Source organism: Rhodococcus sp. ARC_M12, assembly GCF_022810385.1.
Lineage (GTDB): Bacteria > Actinomycetota > Actinomycetes > Mycobacteriales > Mycobacteriaceae > Rhodococcoides > Rhodococcoides navarretei.
On sequence record NZ_JALGQI010000010.1, the window covers coordinates 75,839 to 88,831 of the forward strand.

At 64.4% G+C, this 12,993-nt stretch carries 15 protein-coding genes; 7 read left to right on the forward strand and 8 right to left on the reverse strand.

Annotated elements, in window-relative coordinates; translation table 11 throughout:
- Window positions 1–8 precede the first annotated feature (8 nt).
- Together MTX35_RS14375 and MTX35_RS14380 are read right to left on the reverse strand one after the other, a co-directional pair.
- Window positions 9–2,480, reverse strand: coding sequence for a transglycosylase domain-containing protein (locus MTX35_RS14375; RefSeq protein WP_374230302.1), 2,472 nt, complete (start codon window positions 2,478–2,480; stop codon window positions 9–11).
- 363 nt (window positions 2,481–2,843) lie between these two features.
- Window positions 2,844–3,275 carry a DUF5318 domain-containing protein gene (locus MTX35_RS14380; RefSeq protein ID WP_283273679.1) on the reverse strand — a complete coding sequence of 144 codons (432 nt, stop codon included), beginning with the start codon at window positions 3,273–3,275 and terminating at the stop codon, window positions 2,844–2,846.
- A 317-nt stretch (window positions 3,276–3,592) separates the two neighbouring features.
- Between MTX35_RS14380 and MTX35_RS14385 the strand changes: the two genes are divergently transcribed.
- Window positions 3,593–4,123, forward strand: a complete 531-nt coding sequence (locus tag MTX35_RS14385; protein WP_243595627.1) for a GNAT family N-acetyltransferase — start codon at window positions 3,593–3,595, stop codon at window positions 4,121–4,123.
- A 32-nt stretch (window positions 4,124–4,155) separates the two neighbouring features.
- Here MTX35_RS14385 and MTX35_RS14390 read toward each other — a convergent pair whose 3' ends face one another.
- On the reverse strand, window positions 4,156–4,563 hold the full coding sequence (locus MTX35_RS14390; RefSeq protein WP_243595628.1) for a hypothetical protein: 408 nt from the start codon (window positions 4,561–4,563) through the stop codon (window positions 4,156–4,158).
- Between the two features lie 164 nt (window positions 4,564–4,727).
- Here MTX35_RS14390 and MTX35_RS14395 point away from each other — a divergent pair, with 164 nt between their 5' ends.
- Window positions 4,728–5,318, forward strand: coding sequence for a PadR family transcriptional regulator (locus MTX35_RS14395; protein WP_243595629.1), 591 nt, complete (start codon window positions 4,728–4,730; stop codon window positions 5,316–5,318).
- Window positions 5,311–6,393 carry an inositol-3-phosphate synthase gene (locus tag MTX35_RS14400; protein ID WP_243595630.1) on the forward strand — a complete coding sequence of 361 codons (1,083 nt, stop codon included), beginning with the start codon at window positions 5,311–5,313 and terminating at the stop codon, window positions 6,391–6,393. The genes MTX35_RS14395 and MTX35_RS14400 overlap by 8 nt, the downstream gene beginning before the upstream one ends.
- 100 nt (window positions 6,394–6,493) lie before the next feature.
- Here the strand turns inward: MTX35_RS14400 and MTX35_RS14405 are convergent, their stop codons facing one another.
- Entirely contained in the window at window positions 6,494–6,844 is a 351-nt protein-coding gene (locus MTX35_RS14405; protein ID WP_243595631.1) for a nuclear transport factor 2 family protein, read from the reverse strand.
- Window positions 6,845–6,953: 109 nt separating this feature from the next.
- On the opposite strand from MTX35_RS14405, the gene MTX35_RS14410 reads away from it, so the two are divergent.
- The 4 genes from MTX35_RS14410 to MTX35_RS14425 all read left to right on the forward strand — a co-directional run bounded on the left by MTX35_RS14410 (window position 6,954) and on the right by MTX35_RS14425 (window position 9,480).
- Window positions 6,954–7,373, forward strand: coding sequence for an MmcQ/YjbR family DNA-binding protein (locus MTX35_RS14410; protein ID WP_243595632.1), 420 nt, complete (start codon window positions 6,954–6,956; stop codon window positions 7,371–7,373).
- Window positions 7,364–8,251, forward strand: a complete 888-nt coding sequence (locus MTX35_RS14415; protein WP_243595633.1) for a LysR family transcriptional regulator — start codon at window positions 7,364–7,366, stop codon at window positions 8,249–8,251. The genes MTX35_RS14410 and MTX35_RS14415 overlap by 10 nt, the downstream gene beginning before the upstream one ends.
- 87 nt (window positions 8,252–8,338) lie before the next feature.
- Window positions 8,339–8,707, forward strand: a complete 369-nt coding sequence (locus MTX35_RS14420) for a DUF5313 family protein (protein WP_243595634.1) — start codon at window positions 8,339–8,341, stop codon at window positions 8,705–8,707.
- 47 nt (window positions 8,708–8,754) lie between these two features.
- Complete coding sequence (locus MTX35_RS14425; protein WP_243595635.1) at window positions 8,755–9,480, forward strand: peroxiredoxin; 726 nt, start codon at window positions 8,755–8,757, stop codon at window positions 9,478–9,480.
- Window positions 9,481–9,483: 3 nt separating this feature from the next.
- Here MTX35_RS14425 and MTX35_RS14430 read toward each other — a convergent pair whose 3' ends face one another.
- From MTX35_RS14430 to MTX35_RS14445, 4 genes are read right to left on the reverse strand one after another with little or no spacing between them, the layout of a single operon-like run.
- Window positions 9,484–9,657: a hypothetical protein gene (locus MTX35_RS14430; RefSeq protein ID WP_243595636.1), complete on the reverse strand. Its 174-nt coding sequence runs from the start codon at window positions 9,655–9,657 to the stop codon at window positions 9,484–9,486.
- Window positions 9,654–10,475 (reverse strand): carbohydrate ABC transporter permease, encoded by an 822-nt coding sequence (locus MTX35_RS14435; protein WP_243595637.1) that lies wholly within the window; start codon window positions 10,473–10,475, stop codon window positions 9,654–9,656. The genes MTX35_RS14430 and MTX35_RS14435 overlap by 4 nt, the downstream gene beginning before the upstream one ends.
- Complete coding sequence (locus tag MTX35_RS14440) at window positions 10,472–11,518, reverse strand: carbohydrate ABC transporter permease (protein WP_243595638.1); 1,047 nt, start codon at window positions 11,516–11,518, stop codon at window positions 10,472–10,474. Before MTX35_RS14440 ends, MTX35_RS14435 begins: the two co-directional genes overlap by 4 nt.
- Window positions 11,519–11,532: 14 nt before the next feature.
- Window positions 11,533–12,813 carry an ABC transporter substrate-binding protein gene (locus tag MTX35_RS14445; protein WP_243595639.1) on the reverse strand — a complete coding sequence of 427 codons (1,281 nt, stop codon included), beginning with the start codon at window positions 12,811–12,813 and terminating at the stop codon, window positions 11,533–11,535.
- Window positions 12,814–12,993 lie beyond the last annotated feature (180 nt).

A 12,993-nucleotide genomic window follows, 5' to 3' on the forward strand; every position in this document is an offset into this window, starting at 1 on the left:
TGGAGTCGTTACTGCCCGGGTGCCACTGGTTCGGGCGCTGCCGGTTCGGGTGCCGCCGGTTCAGGTTCCGCGGGCTGCGCCGGTGCCAGCCCGGGTAGCGGAATGGTCACGCCGGGCAGAATCTCGACCTGCCGCGGAGTGATGACCACCGGCGGCGAGATCTCCGTCGGAATCGGCAGAGTCACCTGTGGCGGAGCTGTCGACGGTGCCACCGTGGTCGTCGGGGCCGGTGCGGAGTACTGCGGCACCCCGGCCTGACCCGCGATGGCCTCGGGCGTCGGGAAGGTCTCGTTGGAGGTGCCGTCCAACGTGCCGTCCATCGTGTCTTTCCAGATGTCCGACGGTAGGCCCGAACCATAGATCGGCCCGCCGTAACTGTTCTCGAGCGGTAGACCCTGCTCGGTGCCGACCCACACCGCCGTGGACAGCGACGGCGTGTAGCCGACCATCCAGGCGTCCTTGTTCTGCCCGGTGTCTCCGAGCTGAGCGGTACCGGTCTTGGCTGCCGACTGACGTCCGCCGGCCAGGTTGTGACCGTTGGAGTAGCCAGCGATCGGACGCATCGCCGACGTCACGTTGTCCGCGACTGCGGCCGAGACGACCTGCTGGCCCGCCTCGGGAGCACGATCGAGCAGCACAGTGCCGTCGGCCGTGACGACCCTCTGCACGAAGTGCGGAGTGTGATAGACGCCGGACGCCGCCAGTGTCGCGTAGGCCGAGGCCATGTCGAGGACTCGGGATTGGTACTGGCCGAGCACGACTCCGTAGTTCGGGCCTGCGTTATCGGGCTCGGTCAGGGTGGGGCCGACGCCGTCGATCTCCTGTGGGATGCCGAGCGTGTGGGCCATGTCCGCGATGGCCTGCGGACCGTTGTCCATGCTGAGCATCATGCGGTAGAAGCTCGTGTTGAGCGACCGCTTGAGCGCCTCGGCGATGGTGCAGGTTCCGCAGGATGCGCCCTCGACGTTGCTGATCTCGATGCCGTTGACGTCGAGCGGAGAACTGTCGTACATCTTCGACAGCGGAATGCCCTGGTCCAGCGCGGCGGCCAGACCGAACACCTTGAACGACGATCCGGTCTGCAACCCGGACTGCGCGAAGTCGAACCCTCGTCCATCCGCGCCGCCGTAGTACGAGCGGACCGCGCCAGTGCGGGGATCGATCGACACCGACGCCGTCCGCAGCTCGGACGGTTCGCCCTCGAGGTTGTCGTTCACAGCCTCGACCGCAGCCGCTTGAGCCTTCGGATCGATGGTCGTGGTGATCTGCAGGCCCTCGGTGTTGAGGTCCTGATCGCTGATACCCACAGCTGCCAACTCGCGCAGCACCTGAGCCTTGATCAGACCGTCCGGCCCTGCGTCCTGGGCATCGCCGGTATCGACCTGTGAGGTAGGGACCACCGCCGGGAACATCATCGCCTCTCGCTGGGGCGCGTCGAGCTGACCCTGCGAGACCATTCCGTCGAGCACGTAATCCCAACGAGCTTGCGCGCCGGTGGGGTTCACCTCGGGATCGAGGTTGGATGGCTGCTGGATGACCGCGGCCAGGACCGCACCCTCTTCGACCGAGAGCTGATCCACGGACTTGCCGAAATACGCGGTCGAGGCGGCGGCTATGCCGTAGGCACCGCGTCCGAAGTAGATGGTGTTGAGATACGCCGCGAGAATGTCGTCCTTGGACCACTGACGCGCCATCTTCGAGGAGATCACGAGCTCACGCATCTTGCGGGTCAGCGTCCGATCGTTACCGACCAACGCGTTCTTCACGTACTGCTGGGTGATGGTCGAACCGCCGCCTGCGCTGTCGCGTCCGAGGACGTTGTCACGGAGAGCTCTGCCGAAACCGGTCACCGAGAATCCGGGATTGGAGTAGAAATCGCGATCCTCGGCCGAGAGCACGGCATTACGCACATGCTCCGGAATCTGGTCGATCGTCACGTCGGTGCGGTTGCCCTCGGGTGGCACCACCTTGCCGAGCACACTCGCACCGTCGGCGGCGAAGATCGTGGCGACCTGGTTGGTCCTGATATCGCCGGGGCGCGGCACGTCCTCGACGGTGTACGCCACCATGAACGCCAGGATCGGCACGATCAGACCCAGGGCGATCAACGCGTACATCGTGCGTCGAGCTACCCGCCACTTGGACTTCTTCTTCGTATTCGCGGCGGAACCTCTTTCGGGCGGCTCGGGCGGTTCGCTGCCCGAGGAGAGAACTGATGGATCGTTCGGTTCGTGGGGTGGTGGCACAGCACCGGACCGGGTGACGCCCGTCGGGGCTCCGGATCGAACCGGAGGTGCGACGGGCGGCTCCCCGTAACGGCGTTCACCGTAGGGGCGGTCGCCCGCGGGACGGCCGCTCGCCGGATCGACCGGCGGCCTCCCCTGCGGAGGACGCCCCTGTGGCGGCATCGGACGCTGACCGGGGGGCGGTCCGGGTCGCTGTCCGGGAGGAGGTCCTGGTCGCTGCCCGGGAGGCGGCATCGGAGGTCTGCCCTGTGGCGGCAGCGGACGCTGCCCGGGAGGGGGTACCGGGCGCTGCCCGGGGGGCGGTCCGGGTCGCTGACCGGGAGGAGGTCCTGGTCGCTGCCCGGCAGGCGGCATCGGAGGACGACCCTGCGGCGGCACCGGACGCTGCCCGGGAGGGGGTACCGGACGACGCCCGGGTGGATCGGAATGTCGACTGCCGCGCGGCGACCCGGGCACGTCGGGACGCCGTCCGGAGTCGCTACGGCCCGGTTCGTTGCTACCCGGGTTGTTGTCGTAGGGGGAACTCACGTACGAATCTCCAGTAATTTCGGCGGCCGCGTCGAATTCTCGGTGAATGGGGTCAGCGGAGCGATTGTGTCATTCACTCGCTGTTCGACGGTTCGGTTGACGGGAACCCGATCGCGGACGACGGGGTTGCTTGGGCGCAGGGACGGCCCCGAGGACGTAGGACTGGACGAGGTGGTTCCAACTGCACGACCGACACACCTCGACCACGTGGACCGAGAACTCCTCCTGGGTCGCCGCCAGGCGGACGAGTTCGTCCGCCGTTCTCGCCGACCCGGACAGTGTCCCCAGTTTCTCGCCGAACACCCAGGACACCAGCGTGAGCTGCTCCTTGCGGCAGATGGGACAGACCACGTCGCTGCCACGTCCGTGGAACTTGGCAGCGCGCAGCAGGTACGGATCTGCGTCGCAGACCGCTGCCACGCCCGTCCTACCGGAGTAGACCTCGGCCAGCAGCGACCGACGCTGAAGGGCGTAGTCCACCACCTGTCGCTGAAGTCGCACGGGGACCAGAGTACGTGCGGGCCCACCGATGCGGACCTGCGAACCCCGCCTCGGCAACGAGGAGGTCCCGTTCGAGCCGCCGGAAACAATGCTTCACCTGTGCCGACACGGTCGGCCCCTCGGATCCGGCAAGAGACGGAGATCGCACGAAGATGGCCTCTTCGATGAGCGTCACCGTGCCCGGGCGGCATGGACCGACTCGGGCTACCGACCCTGGTCGTGCCGTCGATCGGTGCGACCATTCATCTTGGGGGCGTGCCTACGCGCAGTTCCGATCACGAGATCGAAGCGAGGATCTGATCCCTACACTTGTTCGCATGTTCGCCACATCGGGAATCCACGTGCGGCCCCGACGACACGGCGACCTGGCCACCCTCCTGCCCATCCTGCAACGTGCCCACGAAACACACCGGTACCCGGTGCGCGCAGCAGCGGTGCGAGCAGACTGGCTTTCACCACCACACGAACTGGCAGCGTGGGTCGCCGAGTACGACGACGCCGTCGTCGGCCATGTCGCGCTGCACCCGACGGCAGCACCGGGAGCCGATCCCGGTGCGGACGACGCGAGTGCGCAGTGGCAGCGAGCAACGGGGGTGGCTGCCGATCGGCTCGCTGTGGTGTCGCGATTCGTCACCGACGGTTCCGTACCGGGCAGCGGAACCACCTTGCTTGCACACGCAATCGATGCAGCGCGCGACGCAGGCCGCGTGGCGGTACTGCTCGTCGACCCGAGTAGCGCCGCCCTCGGCTTCTACCGCAGGCGAGGTTGGCGACAGATCGGGACGTCTGCGCAGCAGTGGGGCGAGTATCGAGTCGACGCAGCGCTGATGGTGGCACCGGCTCGCTGAACCGACAGGCCACTCCACGTCACACCGCTCGATCACGCCAGCAGAGCGAACAGGGCACACGTCACTGCACCGCAGAGACGTACGCGGTCCGCTGATCGCAGCCGCATCATCAGGTGTCCGTTGCGTCCTGCACGCCCCAGTTCGCCATGGGTGGGGGCAGCAACGAAGGCAGTCGCCGCCGCGGAGGCCACCGCGCCCCCAACGCTTGTCAAGACGACCGCGTTGATCGGCCCGGACACCAACACCCACAGACACGCAGCAGCGAGCAGTCCGTAGACCGGCCCGACGACGAGGGTCATCCGCCGCGAATGCGCGTCGTGGGCACGCGACCAGTCGTCGTCCGGAACCTCCGCCAGCGCCGGGTAGACGACGCCGGTCACCACCATTTGAAAGCCCAGGTGGAGGGCAGCGGCGGCGAGAAGCGCGTCGACCGGGGTCATGTGCCGCACGATACGTCCCTGAACTCGTCCGCTGTTGATCGGTGACGTCGAGCGATACACGCCACCGAGTTGTCAGAATATGTATCGGCGCGATACATTCTCCGATAGTGCAGTCAATCGCATCGTCGTGTTGTGATCGCAAGAAATAGAGAAGGGGGAGTTGCATGCTCGAGCTGGCAATTCTCGGTTTGCTTCTCCAATCACCCATGCACGGCTACGAGCTCCGCAAACGGCTGACCGGCCTACTCGGAGCTTTTCGAGCGTTTTCGTACGGATCGCTGTACCCGGCACTCCGTCGACTACAAGCCGACGGTCTCATTGCCGAGGACGCCGGTCCCGACTTGCTCGTGAAGAGACGAGCGAAACGGGTGTACGTGCTCACCCCGCTCGGCAGGGAACGATTTGCCGAATTGGTGGCCGACACCGGACCGCAGAACTACACCGACGACGGATTCGGCGTGCATCTTGCCTTCTTCAGTCGGACTCCAGCGGAAGCTCGAGTTCGCATCCTCGAAGGCAGACGTCGCCAGGTCGAGGAACGCCGAGAAGGCCTCCGCGACGCTGTGGCCAAGGCGAACGGGACACTCGACCGCTACACCAGGCAGCTACACCAGCTCGGACTCGAATCGAGCGAACGCGAGGTGCGCTGGCTCAACGAAGTCATCGCAGCCGAGCAGGCCGAACCCAACACAGCACCGTCCCACACAGCACCGAACATGACAGTCAAGACAGAAGGAGAACCCGACCATGGGTGAGAACAACAACGCAATCCGCGTGGCCATTGTGGGTGTGGGCAACTGCGCCTCATCCCTGGTCCAGGGTGTCGAGTACTACAAGGACGCGGACGAGAACGCCAGCGTTCCCGGCCTCATGCACGTCATGTTCGGCAAGTACCACGTCCGAGACGTCGAGTTCGTCGCCGCGTTCGACGTGGACGCCAAGAAGGTCGGCTTCGATCTCTCCGAGGCCATCTTCTCCAGCGAGAACAACACCATCAAGATCGCCGACGTACCCCCGAAGGACGTCCACGTCCTGCGCGGACCGACCCTCGACGGCCTCGGCAAGTACTACCGCGAGACCATCACCGAGGCCGACGGCGACGCCGTCGACGTAGCGCAGGCACTGCGTGACGCCAAGGTGGACGTGCTCGTGTCCTACCTCCCCGTCGGATCCGAAGAAGCCGACAAGTTCTACGCACAGGCCGCAATCGACGCAGGCGTCGCCTTCGTCAACGCACTCCCCGTCTTCATCGCCAGCGATCCCGTCTGGGCCAAGAAGTTCGAGGACGCAGGCGTCCCCATCGTCGGCGACGACATCAAGAGCCAGGTCGGTGCCACCATCACCCACCGCGTCATGGCCAAGCTGTTCGAGGACCGCGGCGTGCAGCTCGACCGCACCATGCAGCTCAACGTCGGCGGCAACATGGACTTCCTCAACATGCTCGAGCGCACCCGCCTCGAGTCGAAGAAGATCTCCAAGACCCAGGCCGTGACGTCGAACCTCCAGAAGGAATTCAACGCCAAGGACGTCCACATCGGACCGTCGGATCACGTCGGCTGGCTCGACGACCGCAAGTGGGCCTACGTCCGCCTCGAAGGCCGCGCCTTCGGTGACGTCCCCCTGAGCCTCGAGTACAAGCTCGAAGTATGGGACTCGCCCAACTCCGCAGGCGTCATCATCGACGCAGTCCGCGCCGCGAAAATCGCCAAGGACCGCGGCATCGGTGGACCGGTCATCCCGGCTTCGGCCTACCTGATGAAGAGCCCGCCGAAGCAACTCGCCGACGACGTCGCTCGCGAACAACTCGAAGCGTTCATCATCGACGCATAGTCCGCAGCAACACGCGAACACCGCCCGCCGGTCCACTCAACGTGACATTGACCCCCGAAAGGGCCACCAAATGTCACATTGAGTACCGGCGGGCGTTCGCTTATCCGGCCGCGAGGATGGCCCGGGGATCGAAGGTCACCGTGATCTCCCGGATTCTTCCGGCCTCGATTCGCTGCCAGTTGGCGGTAGCGGCCGGCGACGCGATCGACGTGTGCAGGTCGAACCACGTCAGTATGTTCGGACCGTCTACGAAGACGTGTGCGATATCGATGTCGGTGACGATCTCCGACATTCCTTTCAATCCGGCCACACATTCCGCGCCGTCGGCCGCTGTTCCCAGTGGTCCCCGGGACGTCGCGTCCTCGTGCAGGATCGACGCCAGAGTGTCGAAGTCCTTGCCTTTCCAGGCCTCGAAGTAGGTCGCTGCAACTTTTTTCGGTGTCTGTGTCATGACATCGAATCTCGAACGCCCCGGGGCCAGAAGTCCAACAGTTGATTCCGCTGATTGCCAGAACATTTACTCATATCCGCAGCTAGACAACACACGCTATCGTTCTGGCGTGGCCATCGATCCCACCTCGAAGCATCCGGTACTCGAACGCGTCCGCGCGCTGGCGTTCGCCTACCCCGAGGTGTCCGAGAAAATCTCACACGGTCGGCCGACCTTCCGCACGGCCTCGGTGTTCGTCTACTTCGGCGGTGGCGTCAAGGGCGGCGACCAATACGACCTCTCGATCCTCGTCAAGTGCGAGAGCGCCGAGGAGCAACGCGCATGCGAGCTCGAACGTCGCTACTTCCACCCCGCCTATCTCGGACCGGCCGGCTGGGTGGGATTCGACCTGAGCGATGCCGACGACGACGTCTGGGCCGAGGCCGCCGAATTGATCGACTGCAGCTACCGCGTCACTGCCCCGAAGCGCAACATCGCCAGACTGAATTCCGGTGAGGGCCCGAATCTGGGGACTCAGCAATGGAATTGAGACAGCTGGAGTACTTCGTCGCGGTGGCCGAGGAAGCGAACTTCACTCGCGCAGCAGCCCGGGTGCACATCAGCCAATCCGGTGTCAGCGCCCAGATCCGAGCGCTCGAACGCGAACTCGGAGCCGAGTTGATCGACAGATCAGGCGGCACAGCAACATTGACCACCGCCGGTCAGGCCGCGCTGACGCAAGCCCGTGCGACGCTGGCCGCTGCCGGCTCGGTCAGGCAATCCGTCGACGACGTTGCCGGACTCCTGCGCGGCTCGCTTCGCGTCGGGATGGTCACCGCCTGCACCGTCCCACCACTGTTCGACGCGTTGGCCCGCTTCCATTCGGCGCATCCTGGCGTCGAACTGGCTCTCCAGGAGGGCAATTCGGATCGCTTGGTGGCCGATGTGCGCGCCGGAGAATTGGACATCGCACTCGTCGGCGTCGCGGCTCAGGCCCCGGACGGATTGGCATCGATGGTGGTGATCGACGAGCGAATCGTCGCGGCCGTTCCACCGCAGCACCCTCTGGCAGCACAGGACGAGGCGACGTTGGCGCAGGTGTGCGAGCACCCGATCGTGGCCCTTCCGCCAGGCACCGGCATCCGTGCGGTATTCGACCGGGACTGTGCCGGAGTGGGATTGTCGCCGTCGATCACGTTGCAGGCCAGCGCCCCCGACGCCGTGGCCGACCTCGCTGCCCGCGGCTTGGGGGTGGCGATTCTCAGCGCGTCGATGATGGACACCTACGCCGATCGATTGACCGCGGTGGAACTGACGGACTCGACCACCGCAGCACTGTTGGCGCTCGTCTGGGCACCGCAGCCGAACGCCGCGTCCGCGAAGTTGGTCTCGATGGCCGAAGACGCCTTCGGTGCCGCTGCACTCTGATCGCATCCGGAACAAAGGTCGTTCGGCGCGGCTGACGGGACCTCGTACCCCAGCGCCGGGTGCACCTGCGAACCTACCGTCGAAGACATGAAAACTCCCACCTTCCGTCAGCGAGTTCGCTACGACGTCGGCGGCGTTCTCCCGGACGACTTGCAGGACTGGGTTCTGCACGACCTGACCGGACGTGGATCCACACCGCGCTATCTGGCCCGATTCCTCGTTCCACTCGTCGCCGTGCTCTTGCTCTTCCTCCTGTTCCCAGGGCCGAACTGGATTGCAGGTCTGATGATGCTGCTGATCTTCGTCCCGGTCGTCTACTTCGCCTCCGCACTGCATCTGATCTACAGGGCGTTCCGGCTCGGGCAGCACGGGATCGATGCAGCCTCGATCCCACGCGCAACGCCCAGCGCGGAACGCGACCGCAAGACCTACGAGGCCAACTACAGGCACCCGTGACCGCCACGCCCGTTACGCGCACATCCACAACACAGGGCGAGGCCGACATGACCAGCACACAAGCAGCACCCGCAAGCGACGTCGTAATGCCTCGAATCGGTGACCGCGCTCCGTCGTTCACAGCGGTGACCACTCAGGGGCCTATCGACTTTCCCGCCGACTACCGCGGAAAATGGGTCATATTCTTTTCGCACCCCGCAGATTTCACACCCGTCTGCACCAGTGAGTTCATCACCTTCGCCGCCATGTCCGACGAACTGCGCCAGTACAACACCGAATTGGTCGGTCTGTCGATAGATGGGCTGTACAGCCATATCGCGTGGTTACGTACGATCAAGGACAAGATCAGCTTCAACGGTATGTCCGGTGTCGAGGTGAAGTTCCCTCTGGTCGAGGACATTTCGATGGACATCGCACGCGCGTACGGCATGATCATGCCCGGCGAGAGCTCGTCGAAGGCAGTGCGGGCGGTGTTCGTCGTAGACCCGATCGGTGTGGTGCGCGCAGTGATCTACTACCCGCTGAGCACCGGCCGGAACTTCGACGAAATCCTGCGTCTGATCAAAGCCCTACAGACCGCCGACGCATTCGATGTTGCAACTCCGGCAGATTGGCGTCCGGGTGATCCGGTCATCGTGCCACCGGCCGGTTCGTGCGGCTCGGCTGCAGACCGAATGGACGGCACCGACTCCGACGTCGACTGCCAGGATTGGTTCTTCTGCACACGAGAGATCAGTGCCGAAGACATCGAAGGTGCGATCCGCGCACGCTGACAGTCAGCGAATCTTCTTGACCGTGAACCACAGTGCTATCAGCAAGCCCAGCAGCGCCACCGACGCCAGTACGCCGGGATCACCTCCGATGATCCCGGCTACAGCGAAACCGAGAGCAACCAGCGCGAAGAACCCGAGAATGCCTGCCAACAACTGCAGATGATCCTGAGCCGTCACGACTTGACGCCACCTGCGGTCAGTCCGGAGATGATGCGGCGCTGGAACAGCAACACCATGATCACCAGTGGAATCGCCACGATGGTGCCCGCGGCCATGATCGCCGCATACGGCACCACGAGCGGATCGTTGCCGGTGAACCGCGCGATGGCCACGGTCACCGGTTCGGTCTTGTCACTCGAGAGCTGACTGGCCAGCAAGTACTCGTTCACCGCTGCGATGAACGCGAGGATTGCAGTGGTGAACAGAGCGGGTGCGGCCAGAGGCAGCATCACCAGACGGAACGCCTGGAAGCGTCCGGCACCGTCGATCCGTGCGGCTTCTTCGAGTTCCCAGGGCAATTCGGCGAAGAACGCCGCCAGCGTATAGATCGTCAGCGGCAGAACGAACGAGATGTTGGGGATCACCATCGCCTGGTAGCTACCGATCCACCCGATGTTGGTGAAGAACTGGAACAGCGGGGTCACCAATGCGACGACGGGGAACATCGACGCACCCAGGATGATGCCCGTCACCACGTACTTGAAGCGAAAGTCGATACGCGAGAGCGCGTACGCCGTGAAGATGCCGATGACCAACGCGATCAGGGTCGTCGCGCCGCCCACGATCAGGCTATTGGCCACCGCACGCAGGAAGTTGTTTCCGTTCGCCGTCGACAGGGCGGTCTCGAAATTTTGCCAGGTGACGTGCGTCGGCCAGGGCGTCGTATCGAACGTGTAGCGCGGGTCGCGGAATGCGGTGACGACCATCCAGTAGAACGGTGCCAACCCCCACACCAGGATGATGACGACACCGAGATAGATGCGGGCCTGCTTCATCGACCGGACCCCTTGCGCTGGGTTTCCTGTGTAGCAACGGCATTGGCTCCGAGGAACTTCACCAGAATGAAGGCCACCATGAAGATCATGATGAACGAGATGGTCGACAGCGACGCAGCGCTGTTGAATCCCTGCCGGATCTGCTCCACCACCAGAATGGAAATGGTACGAGTGGCGGGGTTGCCCTCGGTGAGGATGGCGGGTAGGTCGTACATGCGCAGTGCGTCCATGGTGCGGAACAGAATTGCCACCATCAGCGCTGGCTTGACCAGCGGCAGTGTGATCTTGGTGAAACGCTGCCACGCCGATGCCCCGTCGACGCGGGCGGCTTCGTAGACGTCGGCGGGAATCATCTGCAAGCCGGCCAGAATCAGCAGCGCCATGAACGGCGTCGTCTTCCACACGTCGGCGATGATGACGGCGAAACGAGCGGGCCACGCGTCGCCGGTCCACAGAATGTTCGTTCCCAGAATGCGATTGGCGATGCCGTCGTACGCGAAGATGAAGTACCAGAGCTTGGCAGTGACCGCCGTCGGGATCGCCCAGGGGATCAGGATCGCTGCGCGCAGCAGAGCGCGTCCGGCAAAGGTCTTGCCCATGATCACTGCCATCGCGAAGCCGATGACCACCTCGATGGATACCGTCACGACAGTGAAGAACGCGGTGTTGCCGACCGCGCCCCAGAATTGCGAACCGAGAGTTCCCGGCGGGCAGGGCACCGATGTGCCCGACGCCGAGGTGCACTGCTGCAGAATCCAATGCGTGTAGTTGTCGAAGCCGGCCGAACCACCGGTGACGAACATGCCGGTGTCGGGATCGAGGCCGGGATCCTTGGAAAAGGACATGACGAGGGCTCGGATCACCGGGTAGACGACGACGATCGCGAGGATCACCATCGTCGGTGCGATCAGCAGCCAGGCCCGACCCGGAGTCAGGCCGAAGCGCTTGTTCTTGGACCGCACATGCCGACCGCGGCCGGGGGACGAGCCCCCGGCCGCGGTGGTTGCGCCGGCCCCACTGGTCACACCAGCAGGTACAGCCATTGGTTCTCCCGAAATCAGTTGGCGCCGGCGGTTTCGATACCGGTCTGCATGTCCGTGATCGCCTGGTCGACGCTCTTCTCACCCTTGATGGCGGCAGAGACGTTGTCCTGCACGGCCTTCGAGACGGCCGGGTAGAACGGGGTGACGGGACGCGGGACGGCGTTCTCGATGGATGCCTTCAATGCGGGAAGGTACGGCATCGCGGCGATCAGTGCCGGATCGTCGTACAGCGACGAGAGCACGGGCGGCAAAGCGCCCTCGGCGATGATGCGCTGAGCCTGCTCGCCCTGCATGAATCGAAGGAAGTCGGCGGCAGTGGCCTTGTTCTCGGAGTACGCGCTGATCGCGGCGTTGTATCCGCCGAGCGTCGAGGTGCCGACTCCGGTGACTCCGGGAAGCGGTGCGACCGAGTACTTGCCGGCCACAGCCGAACCTTCCTCCGCCGCGGTGCCGTAGACATACGGCCAGTTGCGCAGGAACAACGTCTGACCGTCCTGGAACGCCTGCTGGCTCTCGGACTCCTTGAACGTGGTGTCCTGGGCCGGGATGACGCCGGTCTCGAACGCGGTGACCAGAGTCTGCAGTCCGGCCTTGGCTTCCGGGCTGTCGACGGTGGGGGTCTTGCCGTCTTCGGCGACGATCGATCCGCCGTGCGCGTTGATGATTTCCGACGCGTTGGCCGTCAGACCCTCGTAGGGCGCGAATTGCCCTGCGTAGCAGTCGATGTTGTTGTCCCTGGCAACCTGGCAGTCCTCGGTGAGCTCGGCCCAGGTGGTGGGTGCCTCGGGGAGCAGATCACTGCGGTAGTAGAGCAGTCCGCCGTTGGTGTTCTTCGGCGCGGCGTACTGCGTGCCGTTGTAGGTCGCACTCGCGACGGTCGCGGGCAGAACGCCTGCGTTGTCGAGTGCGAATTCGCCCTCGAGCGGCACGAGCCAGCCCTTGGCCGCGAACTCGGCGGTCCAGACGACGTCGAGTGCCATCACGTCGTAGTCGCTCTGCTGTGCCTGGAGCTGCTGGACGAAGTCGTCGTGGGCCTGATCGGCGTCGGCGGACTGTTCCTTGAAGGTGACCTGCTCGTCGGGGTGGCTGGAGTTCCACTCCGAGATGATCTGCTGGACGACACCGGTCTCGGTGGTGTCCTGGCCCTCTACATAGGTGATAGGTCCACGGCCGTCGGCGTTTTCGGATGCAGCACCCGAATCGCCGCTCGAACCGCTATCGCTCGAACATCCGGTGAGCGTCAGCAGCGTGGCTGCCGTTGCAACCACCGCCACCTTCGTGATCAAAGACGCCATTGTTCTCTCCACTTACTTCTACGCGGTGGTATGTGCCCGGAGATGGGCACGCAGAATCTCGCTGTGATGCTCCCCCCGACACATATGTCGATGGGTACTGTGGCACACATCGCACCGCGTAGTGGTCATTTCCGAGTTCCTGAATCGGTCAACCCGGACCTGTCGGAGCCGGCCGGTACC